A 17,870-nucleotide genomic window follows, 5' to 3' on the forward strand; every position below is an offset into this window, starting at 1 on the left:
GCCTACCAGTGAGCGTGCCCTGCAAGACAAAAAAGAAGCGCCGCGCGACTCCGGTCGCGCAGCGCTTTGATTCCCGATCGATCGGTTGCGTCAGCCTTGAGCGGCTTCCTGTGTTTCCGGTTCGGAGAACGCACGCGTCGACGCCGCTACCTCGTTGAGAATGCCGCGGTGCAGGTAAAGGAACTGAAGACTGTTTCCGACTTCCTGCTGCTCTCTCGTCGCACGCCCGAGGAACGCCGGACCGGTCGATGCCGTTTGCCCCGCCGTGGCCAGCCCGAACAGCGCAACGGGCCGCCGTGCGCCTTCGCGCATGATGCGTTCGCTGAAGCCGGCCTGGATCTCGGTACGCTTGGCGGACAGTTCGGCGAGCTTCCCGTCGGACGGATTCGCGCGCATTTCTTGGCCGATGCGGTCCAGCGCGCTCAGGTAAGTGTTCAGTTGTGCCTCGAGCTTTTCCCGTGGCGCCGGATTGAGGCCGGTACGAATCCCCCAGCTGATCGATCCGTCGGATTGGCGCAGCGCTTCGTCGAACAGTTGCTCGAGGAATTCCTTGCTGGAGCCGTCGATCCACTCGGGATTTTTGAGCACCGCCTCTTTCCACGATCCGAAGTCACGATAGTAGGTGTCGTAAAGGACCAGCCGCGGAACGATGCCGCGACTGTCGCGAGCGTAGTACACGTTCGATGTCGTTCCCACGCGCGCGAAGTCCCACGATTTGCCTGCCAGCGTGAAGGGTGCCGAGTGCGGGGTGTCGGGGCCGGCATGCTCGAGCAAGGCGAATCCCGGCATCGACAGCCCCATGCTGACGCTGCCCGTGAAGAAGGATCGGTATTCCGTATCGACGTTGACGATCGGGAATTCGCCCGTTTCGACCGTGTTGGAGCCGCGGATCATGGTCGTGCCCGTCACGCCGCCGAACAGCCCGATAGCCGGCGGGTTCTCGAGGCTCGACATCGTTGCGCGAACATTGCCGTTCAGCGAGACGTTCAGCCGCCCGTCGGCCGACGAACTCTCGCGGGTCAGCATCGCGATGCGCGGATTGTCGGCCGTGCGCCAAGCGAATTCCTCGATGAACTCGCGTCCGTTGTTCGCGGCATCGACGGAGGCGAATAAGGCGTCGGCCATTTCCTTGCCGTGGCTGCGCCATATCTCGTCGTCGAGGGGCTTTCCGCCGAGAGAACGAGGCTCGAGCGTGGCGCGGAATACAGCTGCCTCGGTATGTCCGTGATTCCCGGCTAGCGAGCCGCCGCCCGTATAGCCGAAGCTGACATCGGGAATGACGGACGAGCCGGTGGGGATCGCCTGGTTGCCGACGTAGCTGGCTCCCGGAACGAAAGTCTCAGTATTGCTTTGCGTGAACGCAATTTGGAATCCGCTGTTGTCGGACCCGATGCTGTAACCGTACTGTTTGCCTTTGGTGATTTGCACCGCGATCCCGACCGGCCGTTCGGCGAGCACCATGAATCCCTGCACCCCGTAAGCAGTGCCATCCGACGCGTTGAATGCGAGCCCTCGCGAGTTCGTATCGGCCACGTCCTTCCACTGGCGCAGCAGATTCTGCGCCGATATCGTGTCGAGCCGCACGCCGGGGGAGTTGGCCATCTTGTTCAAGTGCGTGAACGTGTCCTCGAAGGCCTCCGCCGTTTCGGGATCCGCTGCGCGCACGTCCGAGCGGTTAGTCCACGCTTGCAGCGTGGCGGCACTGAACGGCTCGCGCTGCTTCGCCAATTGAGTGACGAACCGCCCGCGCTCGGCGTCGGTGAATCGCGCCAGCGCGCCCGCGACCGCTGGGCTTTGCGGTCGGTTACCGGAAAGATCCGCGACGATACGGCGTGCGTCTTCCCATATCTGCCGGGCGCCGGCGGCGTCGACCGAGAACGAACCGGGGCGGTCTTCGCGCGCGTCGAACGTCTCGGGCCGCGGCGCGGAAGGGTTGGGGTGGGCATGCTGCCAGGCATGCAGGCCGGCCAGCACGAGCGCGCTCTCATGAAGTTGCCGTCCGTCGAGATCGGGCAGACTGCGCTCGAGATGCCCGATCAATCCGCTGCGCGCGGCGATCAACACGGTGTCGTATTGATATTGACGGTCTTCGAGCAGCTCGAGGTCGGTGCCCATCAGGCCACGCTGCGGCTGAAACGGAGCGGGGTGCTCGGCGCCGACGATATGGCTCATCGTTCGGTAGTACTGGCTCAGTTTCGCCATCGGCCACGACAGCAATTTCGTTCCGAATTGAAAGCTGTCGTTCACGCGCTCGTTAGCCGACTGGTCCGCCTCGCTCGAGGCAATGAGTTCCCGGAGCGAGTGCAGGGTCAGGTTAGCGCCCCGCTCGAATGGAGAGTCCGGGCCGCGCGAACGCGCACCCCACTGCCAAGTGCGAAACGCGGCGAATTCCTGTGGCGTGCAGGCCTGCTCCTTGGTTTGACCCGTCGAGAGGTTCACTGCCGTGCGGATCGCATCGAATGCAAAGCCGGTCTGGTGGTCGAGTTGCTCGGCGGTCCACACCGACGAGAGCACCGAGTGCGGCGTGGCGTCCAGTTCGGAACGGCGGTTGGCTAGCAGCGCGCTGGCCTGGAGGAAGACGAGCAGGCGCCCGGACTGCGTCTGATGGCCGATGTGGAGTTCGTCATGGAGATTTTGAAGGTGCAGGAGCCCATTGATGCCGCCCGGGGATATCTGCGATAGGCGTTGCGCCACACGCCAAGCCCGTGTCTCGTCTCTGTCGGGTGCCGTGCTTCGGAGATCGAGGGGCTGTTGCAGCCTTTGCAGGACGCGCAGCGCTTTCGGGAGGTCGGTGCGACCGCAGACGTGGGCAAGCTCTGTCAGCACATCGAATCGTGTGTCCGGCGGGAGCGCGCGGACTATCTTGTCGAACTCGGCGATTGCCGTCCGATGCGCCTTACCGTCCAGGGTGGTGTCGCCGCCTAGCGGCCCCGGGAAGAGCTTGCGCCGCAGTGGCGCGAAGTCGGGCAATACGGACTCCTCGACCTGGGTTCGATAACGTTTCGCGAGCGCTTGCTGCTCGGGCGACGGAGACGGGGCGTCGCGCTCTTCAATGGCTTTGTCCCGTTCGTTGCGCCCGAGCGCCAGCCGGCTGGCGGCGCGCCTAGTGGATGCCGTCTGCAGGAGGTGGGTACCCAGCGCGGGGTGGCCGTCGCCTGCTTCTATGCGGGTGTCTTTGCTCGATTGCCGCGGATATCGAGCATCGCCGGCGGAGCGAATGTGTGGATCCTTGGAATCGCCGATTTCGCCCGTGGTCTTGAACCCGCGGGTGGTCGTGTGCGCTTGCTTGCGTAGCGGTACCGCCCGAGTGCCGACTTCCTCGGCCATATGCGCCAGCACGCCTTGCTGTGTTTGGCGCGACCTGCCCGGGAGGTGCCGATCGCCCTGCTCGGGGTCGACCTGCCTACCGTCGCGTCCTTGTACCTCCTGTACCGTTACGACGTGATCCGACGCTTCCGCCGGTGATGCCGCATCGGATCCGCCGATGCCTGAAGGGCCTGGCATGATGTACTCCTTTCGAGTGGGGGTGAAAGGAATTCATCGTAGGGCCGGGCCTTCAGATCATGCGCAGGCCCATTCGCGTTCGCGCACACGCATTCCGAACCGCGCGCCGCTTCAGTGCGTCTCCGTCACCTTGTTCAGATAAGTCGGCCGGTCAACGTCGCGCCGGCGCGCGCGAGCGAGCGTGTCCACCATGACGTAGAGCGTCATCGCCACCGAGATCGGATCGAGTAGCGGATGGCCCGTTTCGACGAGCGGCAAGTCGGCGTCGGGCACGTTCGCCGGCGCCGCCAGCCATACGTTGGCGCCGCGCTCGCGCATCCGCGCCGCGAACTCGACGATGCCCGACTGTTCAGGGCCACGCGGGGCGAAGATCAGCAGCGAGTAGCCGGGGCCGATCAACTCCATCGGGCCATGCTGAACTTCCGCGCTCGAAAACGACTCGGCTTGGATCGCGCACGTCTCCTTCAGCTTGAGCGCGGCTTCGTGCGCGACGGGCAAGCACGGGCCGCGCGCGATCACCATCAGGCGTTCCGCCGACGCGAGACCGGAAGCGGCGGCGGACCAATCCAAGCCGCTGGCCCGCAGCAAATCGTCGGGAAGCGTTTCCAGCGCGCGCAGCAGCGTCGTGTCGCCGTTGCGCGCGCGGGCCCAATGCCCGATCAATTGCACGGAACGGGTCAGCGTCGCGATGTAGCTCTTGGTGGCGGCGACGCTGTGCTCGGCGCCGGCAAGCAGCGGCACGTCGTATTCGCAGGCCGCGCCCAGCGGCGAATCGTCCACGTTGACGAACGCCGCGGTGCCCGCGCCGGCGGCGCGCAGCGCTCGCATGGCCGCGATGAGATCGGGACTCTTGCCCGATTGCGAGAACGCGAGCGCGAACTGGCCGCGCATCCTCAAAGGCGCCGCGCGCAGCGTGACGACAGACATCGGCAGGGACACCACGGGGACGCCGAGATGGACCATCGACAGCAGCGCGAAGTAGGCCGCCGCGTGATCCGAACTGCCGCGGGCCACCGTGGCGATCAATTGCGGTTCGTCCGTGGCGAGGCGCGCGGCCAATTCGGCGATTCCATGCGTGTCGTTCATCTGGGCCGCTACACGGGCCGCCGACGACAACGCTTCTTCAAGCATGATCGACAATCGCTTCTCCTTCAACGTAAGTGCGGGCGAGCATGAGGCTTCGGTCGAGCACGACCGCGTCGGCCCATGCGCCGGGTTCGAGGCGTCCGCGGTCGGCCAGACCGAGATACGACGCCGGATAGAGGGAAAGCCGCTTCGACACGTCGTCGAGCGGGAACCCCAGCGAGACGAGATTGCGCAGCGCCTGATCCATCGTCAGCGCGCTGCCGGCCAACGTGCCGTCGGCAAGACGCACGGCGCCGAGGCATTTGGTGACGCTTTGCTCGCCGAGGTGGTACGCGCCGTCGGGCATGCCGACGGCCGCCGTGCCGTCCGTCACCACATACAGCCGCGGGATCGCGCGCAGGGCGGCGCGGATGGCGCCGGGATGCACGTGGAGCAAGTCCGGGATCAACTCGGCGTATTCGGCGTGCGCGAGCGCGGCCCCCACCATGCCCGGCTCGCGGTGATGCATCGCCGACATCGCGTTGAACAGATGCGTGAATCCGCGCGCGCCGCTATGCAGCGCGCGGCACGCGTCGTCGTAGGTCGCGGCCGAATGCCCGAGCTGCACGCGTAGGCCGAGCCCCGCAAGTTGTTCGATGAGTTCCAAATGCCCTGAAATTTCAGGCGCGATCGTCACGACCTTGATCGGTGCCAGTTCGAGATAGGCACGGATCTGGGCCATCGTGCCGATAGCCGCCGCGTCAGGTTGCGCGCCAAGCCGCAGCGGACTGATGTAGGGGCCCTCGAGATGCACGCCGAGCACGCGTGCGCATCCTGCCGCGCGTGCATCGCCGCGCTCGCCGATGCCGGCAAGCACCGTCCTGATTTGAGCCTCGGGCGCGGTCATCGTCGTCAGCAGAAAGCTCGTCGTGCCGAAGCGCACTTGAGTGCGGCCGATCGTGTCGATGCAGTGTGCGCCTTCCATCAAATCGACGCCGCCTCCGCCGTGGATATGCAGGTCGATGAAGCCGGGCAGCACGTAGGGATCCGCGTTGTCTTCCGGATTCGCCGGCGTTCCGTCCACCGCGGCGATACGGCCGTCAACGACACGCAGCCGGCCTCGCACCCATCCCTGCGGAGTCAGGATGTTTCCTTCCATCGTGAATGCTCCTAGGCGTTGATCTCATGCGAGATATCGGCGGCGATGGCCAGCGCTCCCGCGACGGCGTCCGCGCGCGGCTCGACGAGGCGCGCTCGCAGTGCCTCGGGCAGATAGGCGGACAACGCTCGGCCAAGCCCGCCGCACAGGGCGAGGGGAAGCGTGCCGCCGGGGTCGAGCGCGCGCGCCATCGTCGCGAGTTCGGCGCCGGCCTCGCAAAGCAATTGGTAGGCGAACGGATGCGCGGCGTTCAGGACGACCGCGGGCGCGAGCCGGGCGAAATCGCCGGCCGTCGCGGCCATCAGCCATTCGACGAGCGCCTCGCGCGTGCCGACGCCGACGCGCTGCTGCAGCGCCTGCGAGAGCGAGTCGGGATGCGCTCGGCCGTCGAATGCATACTGCAGATGCCGCGCCGCGCGCAGGCCGAGCCATGCGCCGCTTGCTTCGTCGCCGGCCGGAAATCCATAGCCGCCGACGCTGATTCGCGTGCCGTCGGCGTGAACCGATTCGCCGACGCTGCCCGTGCCCAGCGCGATGATCGCGCCGGGACGGCCGCCGTGCGCGCCGGCCAGCGTCATCGTTGCATCGGTTTCGACGCGTAGCGCGCGCAGCGGGGGCGCAAGCTCGACGAATTGGCGCTTCCAATCGACGTGATGCGCGCCGGCCATGCCGGCCGCGATGACGCAGCGTTCCCACCTAAAGTCGATGCCCGCGCGTTCGCAAGCCGCGCGACAGAGCGCTTCCAATGTTTTCCACGCTGCTCGAGCGCCGAGCGACAACGCGCTAGGCCCGCCGTGCTCGACGATCGGCGGGGCGTGGCCGCCCGCCGACAGCATGAGGCGCGTCCCGGTGCCGCCGCCGTCCACGCCGAACAACAATGCTGCTTCCGATTTGATGTCCATGGATTGTTTCGATGAAGCCGATCGGCGATACCCGCAGCCCGTAGGGGGCGTGCGGTGCGTCGTCCGTCGTCCGTAGTCGGGGTTTAGTCGTGCGCGGCCATCAGCCTGTCGTTCGCGTCGAAGCGCAGGACCTTGCCCGGCATCGGCGCGATCCCGACTTGCGAGCCCAGTGCCGTGTCGGCGCGGCCCGGGACGCGGATCGTCAACTCGCCGGCCGTTTCCGTCTTGACGAACACATAGCTGTCGGAGCCGAGAAACTCCGCATGGCGAACCGTGCCGCGCCAACGGGGGGCATCGGCTTCGAGCCGTAAATGCTCGGGGCGCACGCCGATCGCTTTCGCGCCGTCGCGGCCCGCTTCCTCGCCCTCGACGAAATTCATCTTTGGCGAGCCGATGAAGCCGGCGACGAATCGATTGACCGGCCGGTCGTAAAGATCGGAGGGGCTGCCGATTTGCTGGACCTTGCCGCCGTTGAGCACGACGATCTTGTCGGCGAGCGTCATCGCTTCGATCTGGTCGTGCGTGACGTAGAGCATCGTCGCGCCGAGCGTGCGATGGAGATTGGCCAGTTCGACGCGCGTGTTGACGCGCAACTCGGCATCCAGGTTCGACAGCGGTTCGTCGAAGAGGAACAGTTTCGGCTGTCGCACGATCGCGCGCCCGATGGCCACGCGCTGGCGCTGCCCGCCCGAGAGGGCGGCCGGCCGGCGCTTGAGCAGCGGCCCGAGCGCCAGCATGTCGGCCGCGGCTTTCACACGGCGCATGATTTCTTCTCGACCCACGCGTTCGCGCTTGAGCGCGAGGCTCATGTTGTCCGCCACGTTCAGATGCGGGTACAGCGCATAGCTCTGAAACACCATCGCGATGCCGCGGCTGGCCGGCGGCGTCGTATCGACGAGCGATCCGCCGATGCGCACGTGGCCCGAGGTGTGATCCTCGAGGCCCGCGACGATGCGCAGCAAGGTCGACTTGCCGCAGCCGGAGGGGCCGACGCAGACGACGAACTCGCCGGGCGAGACATCGAGGTTGATCCCGTTGAGGACGTCCGTTTCGCCGAAGCGTTTGGTCACTTGTTCGAGGTTGAGGGCACTCATGTCAGAACTCCGTGGCGCGCGTCAAAGATCGATCGCGCGCATTTCGCGACGGCTGCGCTCGGCCGCGAAGACGATGGCGAGCGAGCGCAGCGCATCCTCGTAATGCTTGGTCAGATCCCGGTCATGACGAATCGCGTCGGCCAGAAAGCGCTGCTCGCGGGCGCACAGTTCGTGATGGCCGGGCTCGTCGGCCATCGAGATCCATTCGTCGGCGCGGGCGAGCTGGCCGTCCGGCGTCAATGCGGCCGAATGCATCCGCACGTTGCCCGTTTTCGTGTGGGTGTTGACGTCGGCCGATTTCGCCTCGGTATCGAGCACGATCGAGACCGCGCCGCGCGGCCCCACCACGTCTTTGACGAAATAAGCCGTCTCCGAGAACATCGGGCCCCAGCCGGCCTCGTACCAGCCGACCGATCCGTCTTCGAACACGACCTGCAGATGGCCGTAGTTGACCTGGTTGTCGTCGATCTCGCTCGACAGCCGCAGACCCATGCCGCGAACCTGGACCGGCTTGGCATCGGTGATCTGGCACATGACGTCGACGTAGTGCACGCCGCAATCGACGAGCGGCGACGTGGTCTGCATGAGCCGCTTATGGATCTCCCACGATTTGCCGCTCGACTGCTGATTCAAGTTCAGGCGCATGACATAGGGCGGCCCGACCTCGCGCGATTTCTCGATGAAGGTCGACCAAGACGGATGGTGGCGCAGGATGTAGCCGATCACGAGCTTGCGCGCGCAGCGCTCGGCCGCGTCGATCACGGCCTGCGCCTCTTCGAGCGTGGGCGCGAGCGGCTTTTCGACGAATACGTGCGCGCCAGCTTCCAGCGCCTTGATGGCGAGTTCCGCATGGCTCGAGGTATAGGTGCAGACGGCGACGACGTCGGGCTTCAGCGCAAGCAGCGCGTCGAAACTCTCGAGCATCGGATAACCGGTCAATTGGGGCGGCAGAGTGGGTGCTCCGCGATCGCACAGCCCCACGATTTCGAAGTCGGGATTGTGGTGATAGGCCAAGGCGTGCGCGTGGCCCATCTGGCCGAGGCCGATGACGACGGTGCGCAGCGGACGCGCGCTAGCGGGGGAATTCACGTGGGTGCTCCTTCTATGTTTCTGTTTGGCATGACGGCAGGACAAGTTCGAATGAGCCGCGGCGATTGCGACGCCTAGGCGTCATTTCACGGCGCCGGCGGTCAAGCCGCGAATGAGGCTCTTCGAAAACAGCAGGTACAACGCCACCACGGGCAAGATGCCGAGCGTCAGGGCGGCGAGCACGGAGTTCCAGTCGGTCACGAACTGGCCGATGAAGACTTGGGAGCCGAGCGTCACCGTCTTGCTCGATTCGCCGGGCGCGAGGATCAGCGGAAACCAGAGGTCGTTCCAGATCGGAATCATCGTGAACACGGCCACCGTCGCCATCGCGGGGCGCAGCAGCGGCATGACGAGCCGGAAGAAGATCCGGTATTCGGACAGGCCGTCCACGCGACCGGCGTTCTTCAGGTCGGCCGATAGCGTGCGCATGAATTCGGCCAGGATGAAGATGGCCAGCGGCAGGCCCTGGGCCGTGTAGACGAGGATCAGCGCGGTGCGCGTGTTGACGAGGTCGGCTTTCGACATCATCTCCAGAATGCCGACCGTGCCGAGCCGGATCGGAATCATGATGCCGATGGCCATGTAAAGCCCGGTGAGCGGATTGAGCTTGAAGCGGTATTCGGACAAGGCGAACGCCGCCATGGCGCCGAATATGATCGTGCCGGCGAGCGAGACGAGCGTCACGATCAGGCTGTTGGCGAAATACGTGCCGAACGAGCCTTCGGAGAGGACCGTCGTGTACCCGATCAAATCGAACGTGTGGGGCGTGGGCGGCAGCATCGGCGAGCCGAAGATCGCCGCGCGCGACTTGACCGAATTCATGACGATCAGCAGGATCGGCGCGAGCGCGATGAACGTATAGAGAATCAGTGCCGCGTGAGAGGCGGCGCTGCGGGCGGGCGAGGTGCGGGCGCGGGGCATGGTCGTCTCCGTGGTCAGAACTGATAGCGATTGATCTTGCGCTGCACGATGAACAAGTACGCGCACACGACGATCAGCATGATCGTGAACATGGCGGTGGCCACCGCCGCGCCCATGTTCGGATCGCCGAGCTGGAGCATCGCGCCGAAGAACGTCCGGTACAGCAGCGTGCCGAGGATGTCGGTCGAGTAGTTGGGTCCCGCGAGCACGCCTTGCGTCGTGTAGACGAGATCGAACGAATTGAAATTGCCGACGAAGGTCAGGATGGCGATCAGCCCCACGGTGGGCCAAAGCAGGGGCAGCTTGATGCGGAAGAATTGCGAGAAGCCGAGGATGCCGTCCACTTCCGCCGCCTCCATCACCTCTTCGGGAATCGACAGCATTGCCGCGTACATGAGCATCATCGGCACGCCCACGTATTGCCAAACCGAAATGAAGCCGAGCGTGGTCAGGGCAGTGTGCTCGTCGCCGAGATACGGGCCGAACAGGTTCTGCAGGCCGACGAGGTTCAGCAGATGCGGTGCGATCCCCCACAACGGCGAGAGAATCAGCTTCCAAGTGAAGCCGACGATCACGAACGAAAGCATGGTCGGCATGAAGATCGCGGTGCGGTAGAACGTCGCGCCGCGCAGGCGCGGCAGCGACAGCAGCGCGGCGAGTGCGATGCCGAGCGGCACCATGACGACCAGGTGGATCGAGAGAAAGTAGGAGTTGTTGACGAGCGCGTTCCAGAAGCTATGCGACCAGAGCGGGTCGGTCAGCAGCTTCGAGAAGTTCGCGGTGCCGACGTAGACCTGACGGTTGTCGACCGCGCGGAAAAAGCTCAGACGCAGCGTCTCGATCAGCGGCACGATCATCACCGCGGTATAGATCAGAAACGCGGGGGCTAAAAAGACGGCGATATGCCAGCGTACCGGGCGGCGCGGCACCGCTTCGGTCGCGGCCGCTGGGTTCAGGGGCAGGGCACGCATTCGAATACTCACGGGCGAGAGGAAGGAGCCGGCGCGGCCGCTGGCGATGCGGCGGCCGTGCCGGGCGAAGCTCAGTTCAGTTTTGCTCAGTGCTGCTTAGTGCTGCGCGGGCTTGTACCAGCTGTCGAGGCCTGCCTGGAGTTTCGCGGCGGCCTTTTGCGGCGTGTCGGTGCCGTTGATCACGTTCGCGCTTTCGACCCAGAACTCGTTCTCGAGGTTGGGCGTGCCGCGGCTCAGGAACTGATAGGTCGGGCGAATGGTCGTCGCGCATTGCCCGCGCCAGCTGAGGAACTGCTGTGCGAGCGGGTCGCTCACCTTGACGCTGCCCTTTTGCAGGCTGAAGAAGCCCGGCAGCGACGTCGTGAAGACTTGGGCGAACTCGTGCGACGCCACCCACTGCAGGAAGATCTTCGCTTGCGCGAGGTGCGGCGACTTCGCGTTCGCGCCCAGCGCGCTGTCAGGCTGATCCGAGATTTCGCACTGATCGGAGATCTTCTGCTTCGGAGGCGGGAACACGCCCATCTTGAACTGCGCTTGCTTCTCGAAGTTCGCGATCTCCCACGATCCCGCGGGGTAGATCGCGGCACGGCCGAGCGTGAACAGGTTTTGGCTGTCGGGGTAGGACTGCGCTTCGAAGCCCTTGGACAGATACGGGCGCCAGCGCGCGAGGACCGTGAACGGCTCCACCCAGTTCGGATCCGTCAGCTTTTCCTTGCCGGCGATGAGCGCGAGGCGCCCTTTTTCGCCGTCGTAGTAGGTCGGCCCGATGTTCTCGTAGCCGAGCTGGGCGCTCTCCCAGCCGTCCTTCGTGCCGATGTCGAGCGGAACGTAGGTGCCGTCCTTCTTGAGCTTGTCGAGCACGTCGAAGAACTGGCTCACGGTGGCGGGCGGCTGCAAATGCAGCTTGTCGAACGCGTCCTTGTTGTAGATGAAGCCGTGGATGACGGACGCCATCGGCACGCAGAACGTCGTCTTGCCGTCGTCCGTGGTCCAGGCGGTCTTCGCGAGCGTGCTGAAGTTGTCCATGCCCGGAATGTCGTTCACCGAAATGAGCTGGCCTTTGCGGTACAGCGACAGCGACGCGTCGAACGGCCGGCAGGCGATCAGATCGCCTGCCGTGCCGGCGTCGAGCTTCGCGTGCAGCGCCGCGTCGTACTCGGTTGGGGCGAGCGGGGTGAAGCGCACCTTGATGTCGGGGTGGCTTTTCTCGAACGCGGGAATGATTTTCTGCTGCCAGGCGGAAAGATCGTCATTGCGCCAGCTTTCGATCGTCAGCGTGACCGGGGAGGCCGTGGCCGCATGCGCGGCGGCGAACAGCAGCGCCGGCACCAGCGCACGGACCATCCCCATTGACTTGCTTTTCATCTCGAACACTCCTTTTGGTCGGCGGCGGCGCGGTTGCCGCCGCGGTCTCCGGCTGTTGTTGGATACCAATCATAATTGGTATCTACAATGTATTCAATGGTCGCTAGCGTGTCGAGGAGAGGTTTCGTCCTGCCGAGACGGCGCCTCGGATAGGCGTAATTCTCTTGAGGCCCAATATTTACCGGTATTTCGGCCGGAAGCATGTCATCGATACGCAAGCGCCACAACCTGAGTTAAGATACCAAAGAGATACCATAACAATGCCAATTAAAGCGGATTGAGCGAAGGAATGGAAGGGCGTGCGAAGTCGGTGTTTACCCGCGACCGAGCGTTCGTCGGGGGATGAGGGCAGCGCGGCGCTCGCTGGGAGCGACTATTCGACGGAGGGAACGATGAGGGATGGCGAGTTCGAACTGGTATTATCGCCACGATCTGGCACGATGAAATGGACCATGGACCGACGTCTTCGCGCTTTGAAGGTCGATGAAAACGACCCGACGCCGATGTATCTGCAACTGGCACGCCGGCTGACCGCCGCGATCGAGGCCGGCGAGTGGCTGGCCGGAGAGGCCCTGCCGCCGGAGCGCACGCTCGTCGACACGCTGGGCATATCGCGCGTCACGACGCGTCGCGCCCTGAAAATGCTCGAGGACGACGGCGTGATCGTGCGCAATCGCGGCGCGGGCACCTTCATTGCGCCGCGTTTCGAGCAAGTGCTCTCGCGGCTCGACAGCTTCAGCGAGATGGTGCGGCCGCGCGGCTTCGTGCCTCACAGCGAACTGATCGAATTTCGCCGCCGCAAGCCGACCCACGAGGAAATGAGCGCGCTCGCGCTGCAGCCGAAAGACGACGTCGTTTCGTTGACGCGCTTGAAGAGGGCCGACGCGACGGCGATTTCGATTCACAGCTCGACGTTGCCGCACGGGATCGTGCCGTCGATCGAGCGCGTCGGAGAATCGCTTTACGAATATCTCGACGAGATCGGCAAGCCGATCGTGCGTGCGATGCAGCACTTTCGGGGCGCGGTGGCCGACGACGAGCAGGCGGATTTGCTCGGGCTGCAGAAAGGGGCGCCGCTGCTGCTCGTGATCCGCGTCGGCTACACGCACGACGACGTGCCGATCGAGTTCACCAAGACCTACTGCGTCAACGAGTACTACGACTTCGTCGTGGAACTGAAGCGCTGAACCGAGCGCCGGGTCTGAAGGGCCGGTGCAGCCCTGGCCGGGCGGCTCGATTCGCGGCTTGCGAATCACGTTCGCAATTTGGCGGTCATCGTTCGCCGCTCGCCGCTCGCCGTTTACCGCTCACATCTTCCTGCTTAAGACTCGTCCGCTCGTGCTTGGCTCTCGAGCATCGCATCATGCAGCGCGCGCATGCCCGGCGCTCTCAGCGCCTCGCGTTCCTCGGCGCGCAATCCCTCCCGCTCCGACAGAAACACGTCCGGCGCGCGCTCGTACTCGTGCAAGACGGACGGATTCGTCGCGAGCGCGTACATCGTTTCGTACATCGAATCGGTGAGCGCGCGACGCCGGTAGTTCGACGAGATCCGATGGCCGTCGAGACGGGCGATGGCGGCCTGCTGGGCCGGGCCGTACAGTTGCTCCGAGGTATTCGCACCTGCGTAGCCCGCCTTGCCGCGCTCGCCCGACAGCCCGCGTGCGATGGCTTGCGCGATCGGCGCCGAGGCGCCGCGAGGCGGCACGTAGAAGGTCGATACGACCGTGACGCGCTTCGCGAGATCGGGATCGCGGAAATCGGCGAGCCGGTGCCGCCTGACCACCGGGCGGCATGGCGCGTACATCGATGCGACGTAATGGTAGACGTCGTGTTCCTCGCCGTATTCGGCGATCAGCCGGTCGATCAGCGTCTGAAAGCCTGGATTTCTGAAGCCGTTGAAGTTGAAGACCTGATCGCCGACGGCGCCGACCTGGAACAGCACGACGTGCAGGTCGGTCAGCAGCGGCCGACCGTGCCGCAGCATTTCGGTGGCTTCGAGCGTCTGACAGCCCGGATGCGAGGGATCGAAGCCGATGTCGGCGAATAGATTGTCTTCGGCGGAGACGCCGGCGAGCATTTCAGCCCGATAGCCCTCTTGGCGTGCGATCGCCATGGCCCGATGCGAGGGCGTCACGAACACGCCGGGATGCCCGTAGAACACGCCGACGACGTAGCGGCCGCGCCGCACCGCGCGCATGATGACTTCGGCCATCTGGACGTAGGTATCCATGCGGGGCTTGTCTTCGTCGTACAGCATGCACAGATCGCTCGCGCATCGAGCGTGGCGTTCGATGAAGGCTTCGACGAGCGGGTCCGCCACCGCATAAAACACCTCGTCGGCCGCTTCGATGTGGCCGAGCGCTTCGAACGTCATCTGGCCGAGCGTTCGGATGCCCGAGCCGACGATCACGAGGCGGCCCGACGAAGATGTGCTTTCGCCGGGCGCGTCCTCGGCTGCCGGTCGCGGGGCGGCAACACGCGTGGCGAATGGACTTAGCTTGACCTCCCGACCGGCGGTAGCGGGCTGCGTCGATCCGGCTGGCTCGGAGAGATCTCCGGCAACGATTGCGGCAGGGGCGGCTACGGCGGCTTGAGTCGGGGTCGACATGCGTTTTCTCCTATGGAAGACGAGGGCGGCAACGGCCTTCGAGAACGCGAACGAGCGGCGTTGCGTTGCGTTACGCGGAAGACGCGTCGGTGCCGCGATACGAGGCGATTGCGCCAGTCTAGGCGGGCACCCATGCTTGCAATGGAGCCCGATGCGAAGGCCGTGCGTGCGGCCCGAACGGTTCGCGTGCCGCTTTCGCGGTTCGCGCTGACGAACACCTGCTCGGTCGGCCCATGTGATCCTGGCGCATCGCGCGATTTGTCCGCGCAAGATCAGGAGAGCGTCGACCATGCGATTCGATGTCGCGCATTTCGCCAGCGCCGGGTTCCGCAACGATCCTTATCCCACCTATGCCGCGATGCGGCGCGAGGCCGGGCCCTACTGGGTGCCGCATGTCTGCGGCTTGCGCGGCAGCTGGATGGTCACGCGCTACGACGACGTCGCTCAGGTTCTGCGCGCGCGGCAGACTTCGAAGATGACCAATCCGAACGGCGTGCGCCGCTGCCCCTACGAACATTGCCTCTCGGCCCAAGATCCACCGGTACACGGCAACATCAAGGCGGCGATGCTCGAAGGGCTCGGCGCGCAGCGCGTTGCCGAGCAGGCCCCGGCCGTCGAGCGCATCGTCGACGCGCTGCTATCGCCGATTCTCGCGCGCGGCGCCGGCGATTTCGTCGCCGAGTTCACGACGCCGCTGCCCGCGCTGCTGCTGTCGGAGTTGCTCGCGATTCCCGAGGGATGGCATGCGCGTTTCCTCGAATGGACGCCGCTCGTTCTGGCCGGACACGACATGTCGAACGAGAAAGGCCGCGACCATGCCGCGGCGCTCGCGGGCGTCACGCAGTTGGCGCGGATGCTGGTTGCACAGCGACGGGCGGTGCCCGGAGACGATTTGGTCGGTGCGATGGTGCGCGCCTGCGACGAGGACGGGGCGATGTCCGAGGATCAGCTCGTCGGCACGCTCGTGCTGACCATGGTGGTAGGCTACGAGACGACCGCGAGCATGCTCGCCAGCGGCCTATGGCTGCTCGCGACACGGGGCGACGCATACCGGCGCGTCTGTCTCGACCCGCGGCGGCTGCCGTCGGCGATCGAAGAGGTCTTGCGTTACGAGAGTCCCGTGCAGCGTGTCACCGTGCGCACGCTGACGGCGCCGATGACGGTCGGCGGCGTGCGGATCGAGGCCGGCGAGCACGTGACCGCGATCGTCGGGGCCGCTAATCGGGACCCCGACCGGTTCGACGATCCCGATCGCTTCGATATCGACCGGCAGCCGAATCATCACCTGGCGTTCGGTGTCGGCATTCACGCTTGCCTTGCTCAGTCGCTGGCGCGGTTGCAGGCCCGGATTGCGTTCGAGCGGCTCGTCGCTCGGGCGCCGAAACTGTCCGTCATCGATCCGAAGCCGTGTTGGCGGCCCACGAGCGGTGCGGTGCGCGGATTGGCGAGGCTGGCTATTTCGGTTGGTTGAAGGCGCCGCTATGGGGAGTCGTAGACGGTATTAAATCTGGCACCGGTTGGGCGATACAGTCGAGCACTGACAACGGTTGGCAGCTAAAGATGCGCGACGGCCGCACCCTGATCTTTGCCGAGTGTGCTGCATGCACCAACGCCCGCGCAGCGGCACTGCGGGAGTTCGATGACAGGCTGAGCAACAAGCTGACGCTTACCCGCGATTCGTACGGCAACCTCACGCAGGTGACAGGTCCAGACGGGCGCTATATCAGCCTGACGTACGACAGCTCAAACCGAGTCACTCAGGCTCAGGACAACATCGGTCGCATCGTCACGTACCAATACGATTCGGGCGGTCGCTTGGCGCAGGTCACCAACCCCGACGGCGGGGTGGAGAGCTACACTTACGACTCGTCCAATAACATGCTGAGTGTGACGAAGCCGGGTGGCCAAACGATGGTGACGAATCAGTACGACACCAACAACCGGGTCGTGAAGCAGACGCTTGCAGACGGCAGCATCTACCAGTTTGCTTACACGCTCGACGGCAGCAACAACGTCACGCAGACCGCCATCACGGACCCGAACGGCAACGTGCGGCAAGTGAATTTCAACTCCGCCAGCTATGCGACGAGCATAACGTGGGCGACGGGTAAGCCCGAAGCACAGAGCTTTAGCTACACGCGGGGTGCGGGCACCAACCTCCTTACGGCAAGCACTGACGCGCTGGGGCGCACCACGAGTTACACATACGACTCGATGGGTAATCTCACGAGTGCGACGGCACTCTCGGGTACGTCACAGGCGGTGACGGTCAACTATACGTACGACCCCGTCTATAACCGTCTTACCACCTACGCCGACGGGCTGGGTCACACTGACGTCTTCCACTATGACAGCTTGGGCAATCGCATCGAGGCGGACGATGCGTTAGGTGACGCCACGCACTTTGCATACAACGGCTTGGGGCAGATGACTTCGGCCACCGACCCGATGGGCAATGCCACGACGTTCAGCTATCAGGATGGCGACGTGGTGTCTATCACGGACCCGCTCGGGCGTACCGTCACCCGGCTTACCGACGGAATCGGGCGGTTGTTATCCGTGTCGGATCCACTGGGCAATACCACGCGCTTCGATTACAACGGGCGCAGCTTGCCGACTCGCGTAACCGATGCGCGCGGGGGTGTCACGAGTCTCGCGTACGATGCCGATGGCAACGTCACCAGCTTCACCGATGCGAATGGCGGCGTGACCGCTTTCACGTACGACGCAAAAGACCGGCCTGCAAGCCGCACCGATCCGCTTCAGGCCACCGAGAGCTATGCGTACGACGGCGACGACAACCTCACGCAGTTCACCGATCGGACCGGCAAGGTCGCCACATTCAGCTACGACGGACTGAACCGCCGCGTATCAGCCGCGTATGGGCAGACGCAATCGGGCGGCACGCTCACAGCGCCAGATGCGACGGTGAGCACAACCTACGATGCCGGCAGCCGGCCCTCTCAAATCGTCGACAGCCAAGGCGGCACCATCTCGCGGACCTATGACGGACTGGATCGGCTGACCGGCGAGACGACCTCGCAGGGCAGCGTCAGTTACGCGTACGATGCCGCGAACCGACGCACCAGCTTCCAGGTGGCCGGCCAGAGCGGCGTGACCTATGCGTACGACAACGCCGATCGGCTCACGACGATCACGCAAGGCAGTGCCCAGGTGGGCTTCACTTACGAT

General features: G+C 64.9%; 12 protein-coding genes and 1 pseudogene. 3 read left to right on the forward strand and 10 right to left on the reverse strand.

Going from position 1 to position 17,870, the window contains the following annotated elements; all coding sequences use genetic code 11:
* Positions 1-90 precede the first annotated feature (90 nt).
* From DWV00_RS32725 to DWV00_RS32765, 9 genes are all read right to left on the reverse strand, one after another.
* Complete coding sequence (locus DWV00_RS32725) at positions 91-3,504, reverse strand: hypothetical protein (RefSeq protein ID WP_147298033.1); 3,414 nt, start codon at positions 3,502-3,504, stop codon at positions 91-93.
* Positions 3,505-3,615: 111 nt separating this feature from the next.
* Positions 3,616-4,635, reverse strand: coding sequence for an SIS domain-containing protein (locus DWV00_RS32730; RefSeq protein ID WP_115537768.1), 1,020 nt, complete (start codon positions 4,633-4,635; stop codon positions 3,616-3,618).
* Positions 4,628-5,728, reverse strand: a complete 1,101-nt coding sequence (gene nagA / locus DWV00_RS32735) for an N-acetylglucosamine-6-phosphate deacetylase (protein WP_115537769.1) — start codon at positions 5,726-5,728, stop codon at positions 4,628-4,630. Before nagA ends, DWV00_RS32730 begins: the two co-directional genes overlap by 8 nt.
* Positions 5,729-5,739: 11 nt before the next feature.
* Complete coding sequence (locus DWV00_RS32740; protein WP_115537770.1) at positions 5,740-6,630, reverse strand: glucosamine kinase nucleotide-binding domain-containing protein; 891 nt, start codon at positions 6,628-6,630, stop codon at positions 5,740-5,742.
* 83 nt (positions 6,631-6,713) lie between these two features.
* Entirely contained in the window at positions 6,714-7,724 is a 1,011-nt protein-coding gene (locus DWV00_RS32745) for an ABC transporter ATP-binding protein (protein WP_115537771.1), read from the reverse strand.
* Positions 7,725-7,745: 21 nt separating this feature from the next.
* Positions 7,746-8,813, reverse strand: coding sequence for a Gfo/Idh/MocA family protein (locus DWV00_RS32750; protein ID WP_245965134.1), 1,068 nt, complete (start codon positions 8,811-8,813; stop codon positions 7,746-7,748).
* Positions 8,814-8,894: 81 nt separating this feature from the next.
* Complete coding sequence (locus DWV00_RS32755) at positions 8,895-9,734, reverse strand: carbohydrate ABC transporter permease (RefSeq protein ID WP_115537772.1); 840 nt, start codon at positions 9,732-9,734, stop codon at positions 8,895-8,897.
* Positions 9,735-9,748: 14 nt separating this feature from the next.
* Positions 9,749-10,705: a carbohydrate ABC transporter permease gene (locus DWV00_RS32760; protein ID WP_115537773.1), complete on the reverse strand. Its 957-nt coding sequence runs from the start codon at positions 10,703-10,705 to the stop codon at positions 9,749-9,751.
* 96 nt (positions 10,706-10,801) lie between these two features.
* A complete protein-coding gene (locus tag DWV00_RS32765; RefSeq protein WP_245965135.1) occupies positions 10,802-12,070 on the reverse strand; it encodes an ABC transporter substrate-binding protein in 1,269 nt (422 codons plus the stop codon).
* A gap of 452 nt (positions 12,071-12,522) precedes the next feature.
* Here DWV00_RS32765 and DWV00_RS32770 point away from each other — a divergent pair, with 452 nt between their 5' ends.
* Positions 12,523-13,257 carry a GntR family transcriptional regulator gene (locus DWV00_RS32770; protein ID WP_115537783.1) on the forward strand — a complete coding sequence of 245 codons (735 nt, stop codon included), beginning with the start codon at positions 12,523-12,525 and terminating at the stop codon, positions 13,255-13,257.
* A 134-nt stretch (positions 13,258-13,391) separates the two neighbouring features.
* Here DWV00_RS32770 and DWV00_RS32775 read toward each other — a convergent pair whose 3' ends face one another.
* Positions 13,392-14,678 (reverse strand): SAM-dependent methyltransferase, encoded by a 1,287-nt coding sequence (locus tag DWV00_RS32775; RefSeq protein ID WP_181885659.1) that lies wholly within the window; start codon positions 14,676-14,678, stop codon positions 13,392-13,394.
* 289 nt (positions 14,679-14,967) lie between these two features.
* Here DWV00_RS32775 and DWV00_RS32780 point away from each other — a divergent pair, with 289 nt between their 5' ends.
* Both DWV00_RS32780 and DWV00_RS32785 read left to right on the forward strand, forming a co-directional pair.
* Positions 14,968-16,149 (forward strand): cytochrome P450, encoded by a 1,182-nt coding sequence (locus DWV00_RS32780; RefSeq protein ID WP_115537776.1) that lies wholly within the window; start codon positions 14,968-14,970, stop codon positions 16,147-16,149.
* Between the two features lie 89 nt (positions 16,150-16,238).
* Positions 16,239-17,870, forward strand: a pseudogene (locus tag DWV00_RS32785) (RHS repeat-associated core domain-containing protein); the annotation flags it as partial.

Source organism: Trinickia dinghuensis (genome assembly GCF_003367175.1).
In the GTDB taxonomy this organism is placed as follows: domain Bacteria; phylum Pseudomonadota; class Gammaproteobacteria; order Burkholderiales; family Burkholderiaceae; genus Trinickia; species Trinickia dinghuensis.

Excerpts from the sequence above, each read along its gene's own strand:
- DWV00_RS32725 (WP_147298033.1), bottom strand. The coding sequence starts at position 3,504 with ATGCCAGGCCCTTCAGGCATCGGCGGATCCGATGCGGCATCACCGGCG.
- DWV00_RS32730 (WP_115537768.1), bottom strand. The coding sequence starts at position 4,635 with ATGCTTGAAGAAGCGTTGTCGTCGGCGGCCCGTGTAGCGGCCCAGATG.
- nagA (WP_115537769.1), bottom strand. The coding sequence starts at position 5,728 with ATGGAAGGAAACATCCTGACTCCGCAGGGATGGGTGCGAGGCCGGCTG.
- DWV00_RS32740 (WP_115537770.1), bottom strand. The coding sequence starts at position 6,630 with ATGGACATCAAATCGGAAGCAGCATTGTTGTTCGGCGTGGACGGCGGC.
- DWV00_RS32745 (WP_115537771.1), bottom strand. The coding sequence starts at position 7,724 with ATGAGTGCCCTCAACCTCGAACAAGTGACCAAACGCTTCGGCGAAACG.
- DWV00_RS32755 (WP_115537772.1), bottom strand. The coding sequence starts at position 9,734 with ATGCCCCGCGCCCGCACCTCGCCCGCCCGCAGCGCCGCCTCTCACGCG.
- DWV00_RS32760 (WP_115537773.1), bottom strand. The coding sequence starts at position 10,705 with ATGCGTGCCCTGCCCCTGAACCCAGCGGCCGCGACCGAAGCGGTGCCG.
- DWV00_RS32765 (WP_245965135.1), bottom strand. The coding sequence starts at position 12,070 with ATGAAAAGCAAGTCAATGGGGATGGTCCGTGCGCTGGTGCCGGCGCTG.
- DWV00_RS32770 (WP_115537783.1), top strand. The coding sequence starts at position 12,523 with ATGGACCGACGTCTTCGCGCTTTGAAGGTCGATGAAAACGACCCGACG.
- DWV00_RS32775 (WP_181885659.1), bottom strand. The coding sequence starts at position 14,678 with ATGTCGACCCCGACTCAAGCCGCCGTAGCCGCCCCTGCCGCAATCGTT.
- DWV00_RS32780 (WP_115537776.1), top strand. The coding sequence starts at position 14,968 with ATGCGATTCGATGTCGCGCATTTCGCCAGCGCCGGGTTCCGCAACGAT.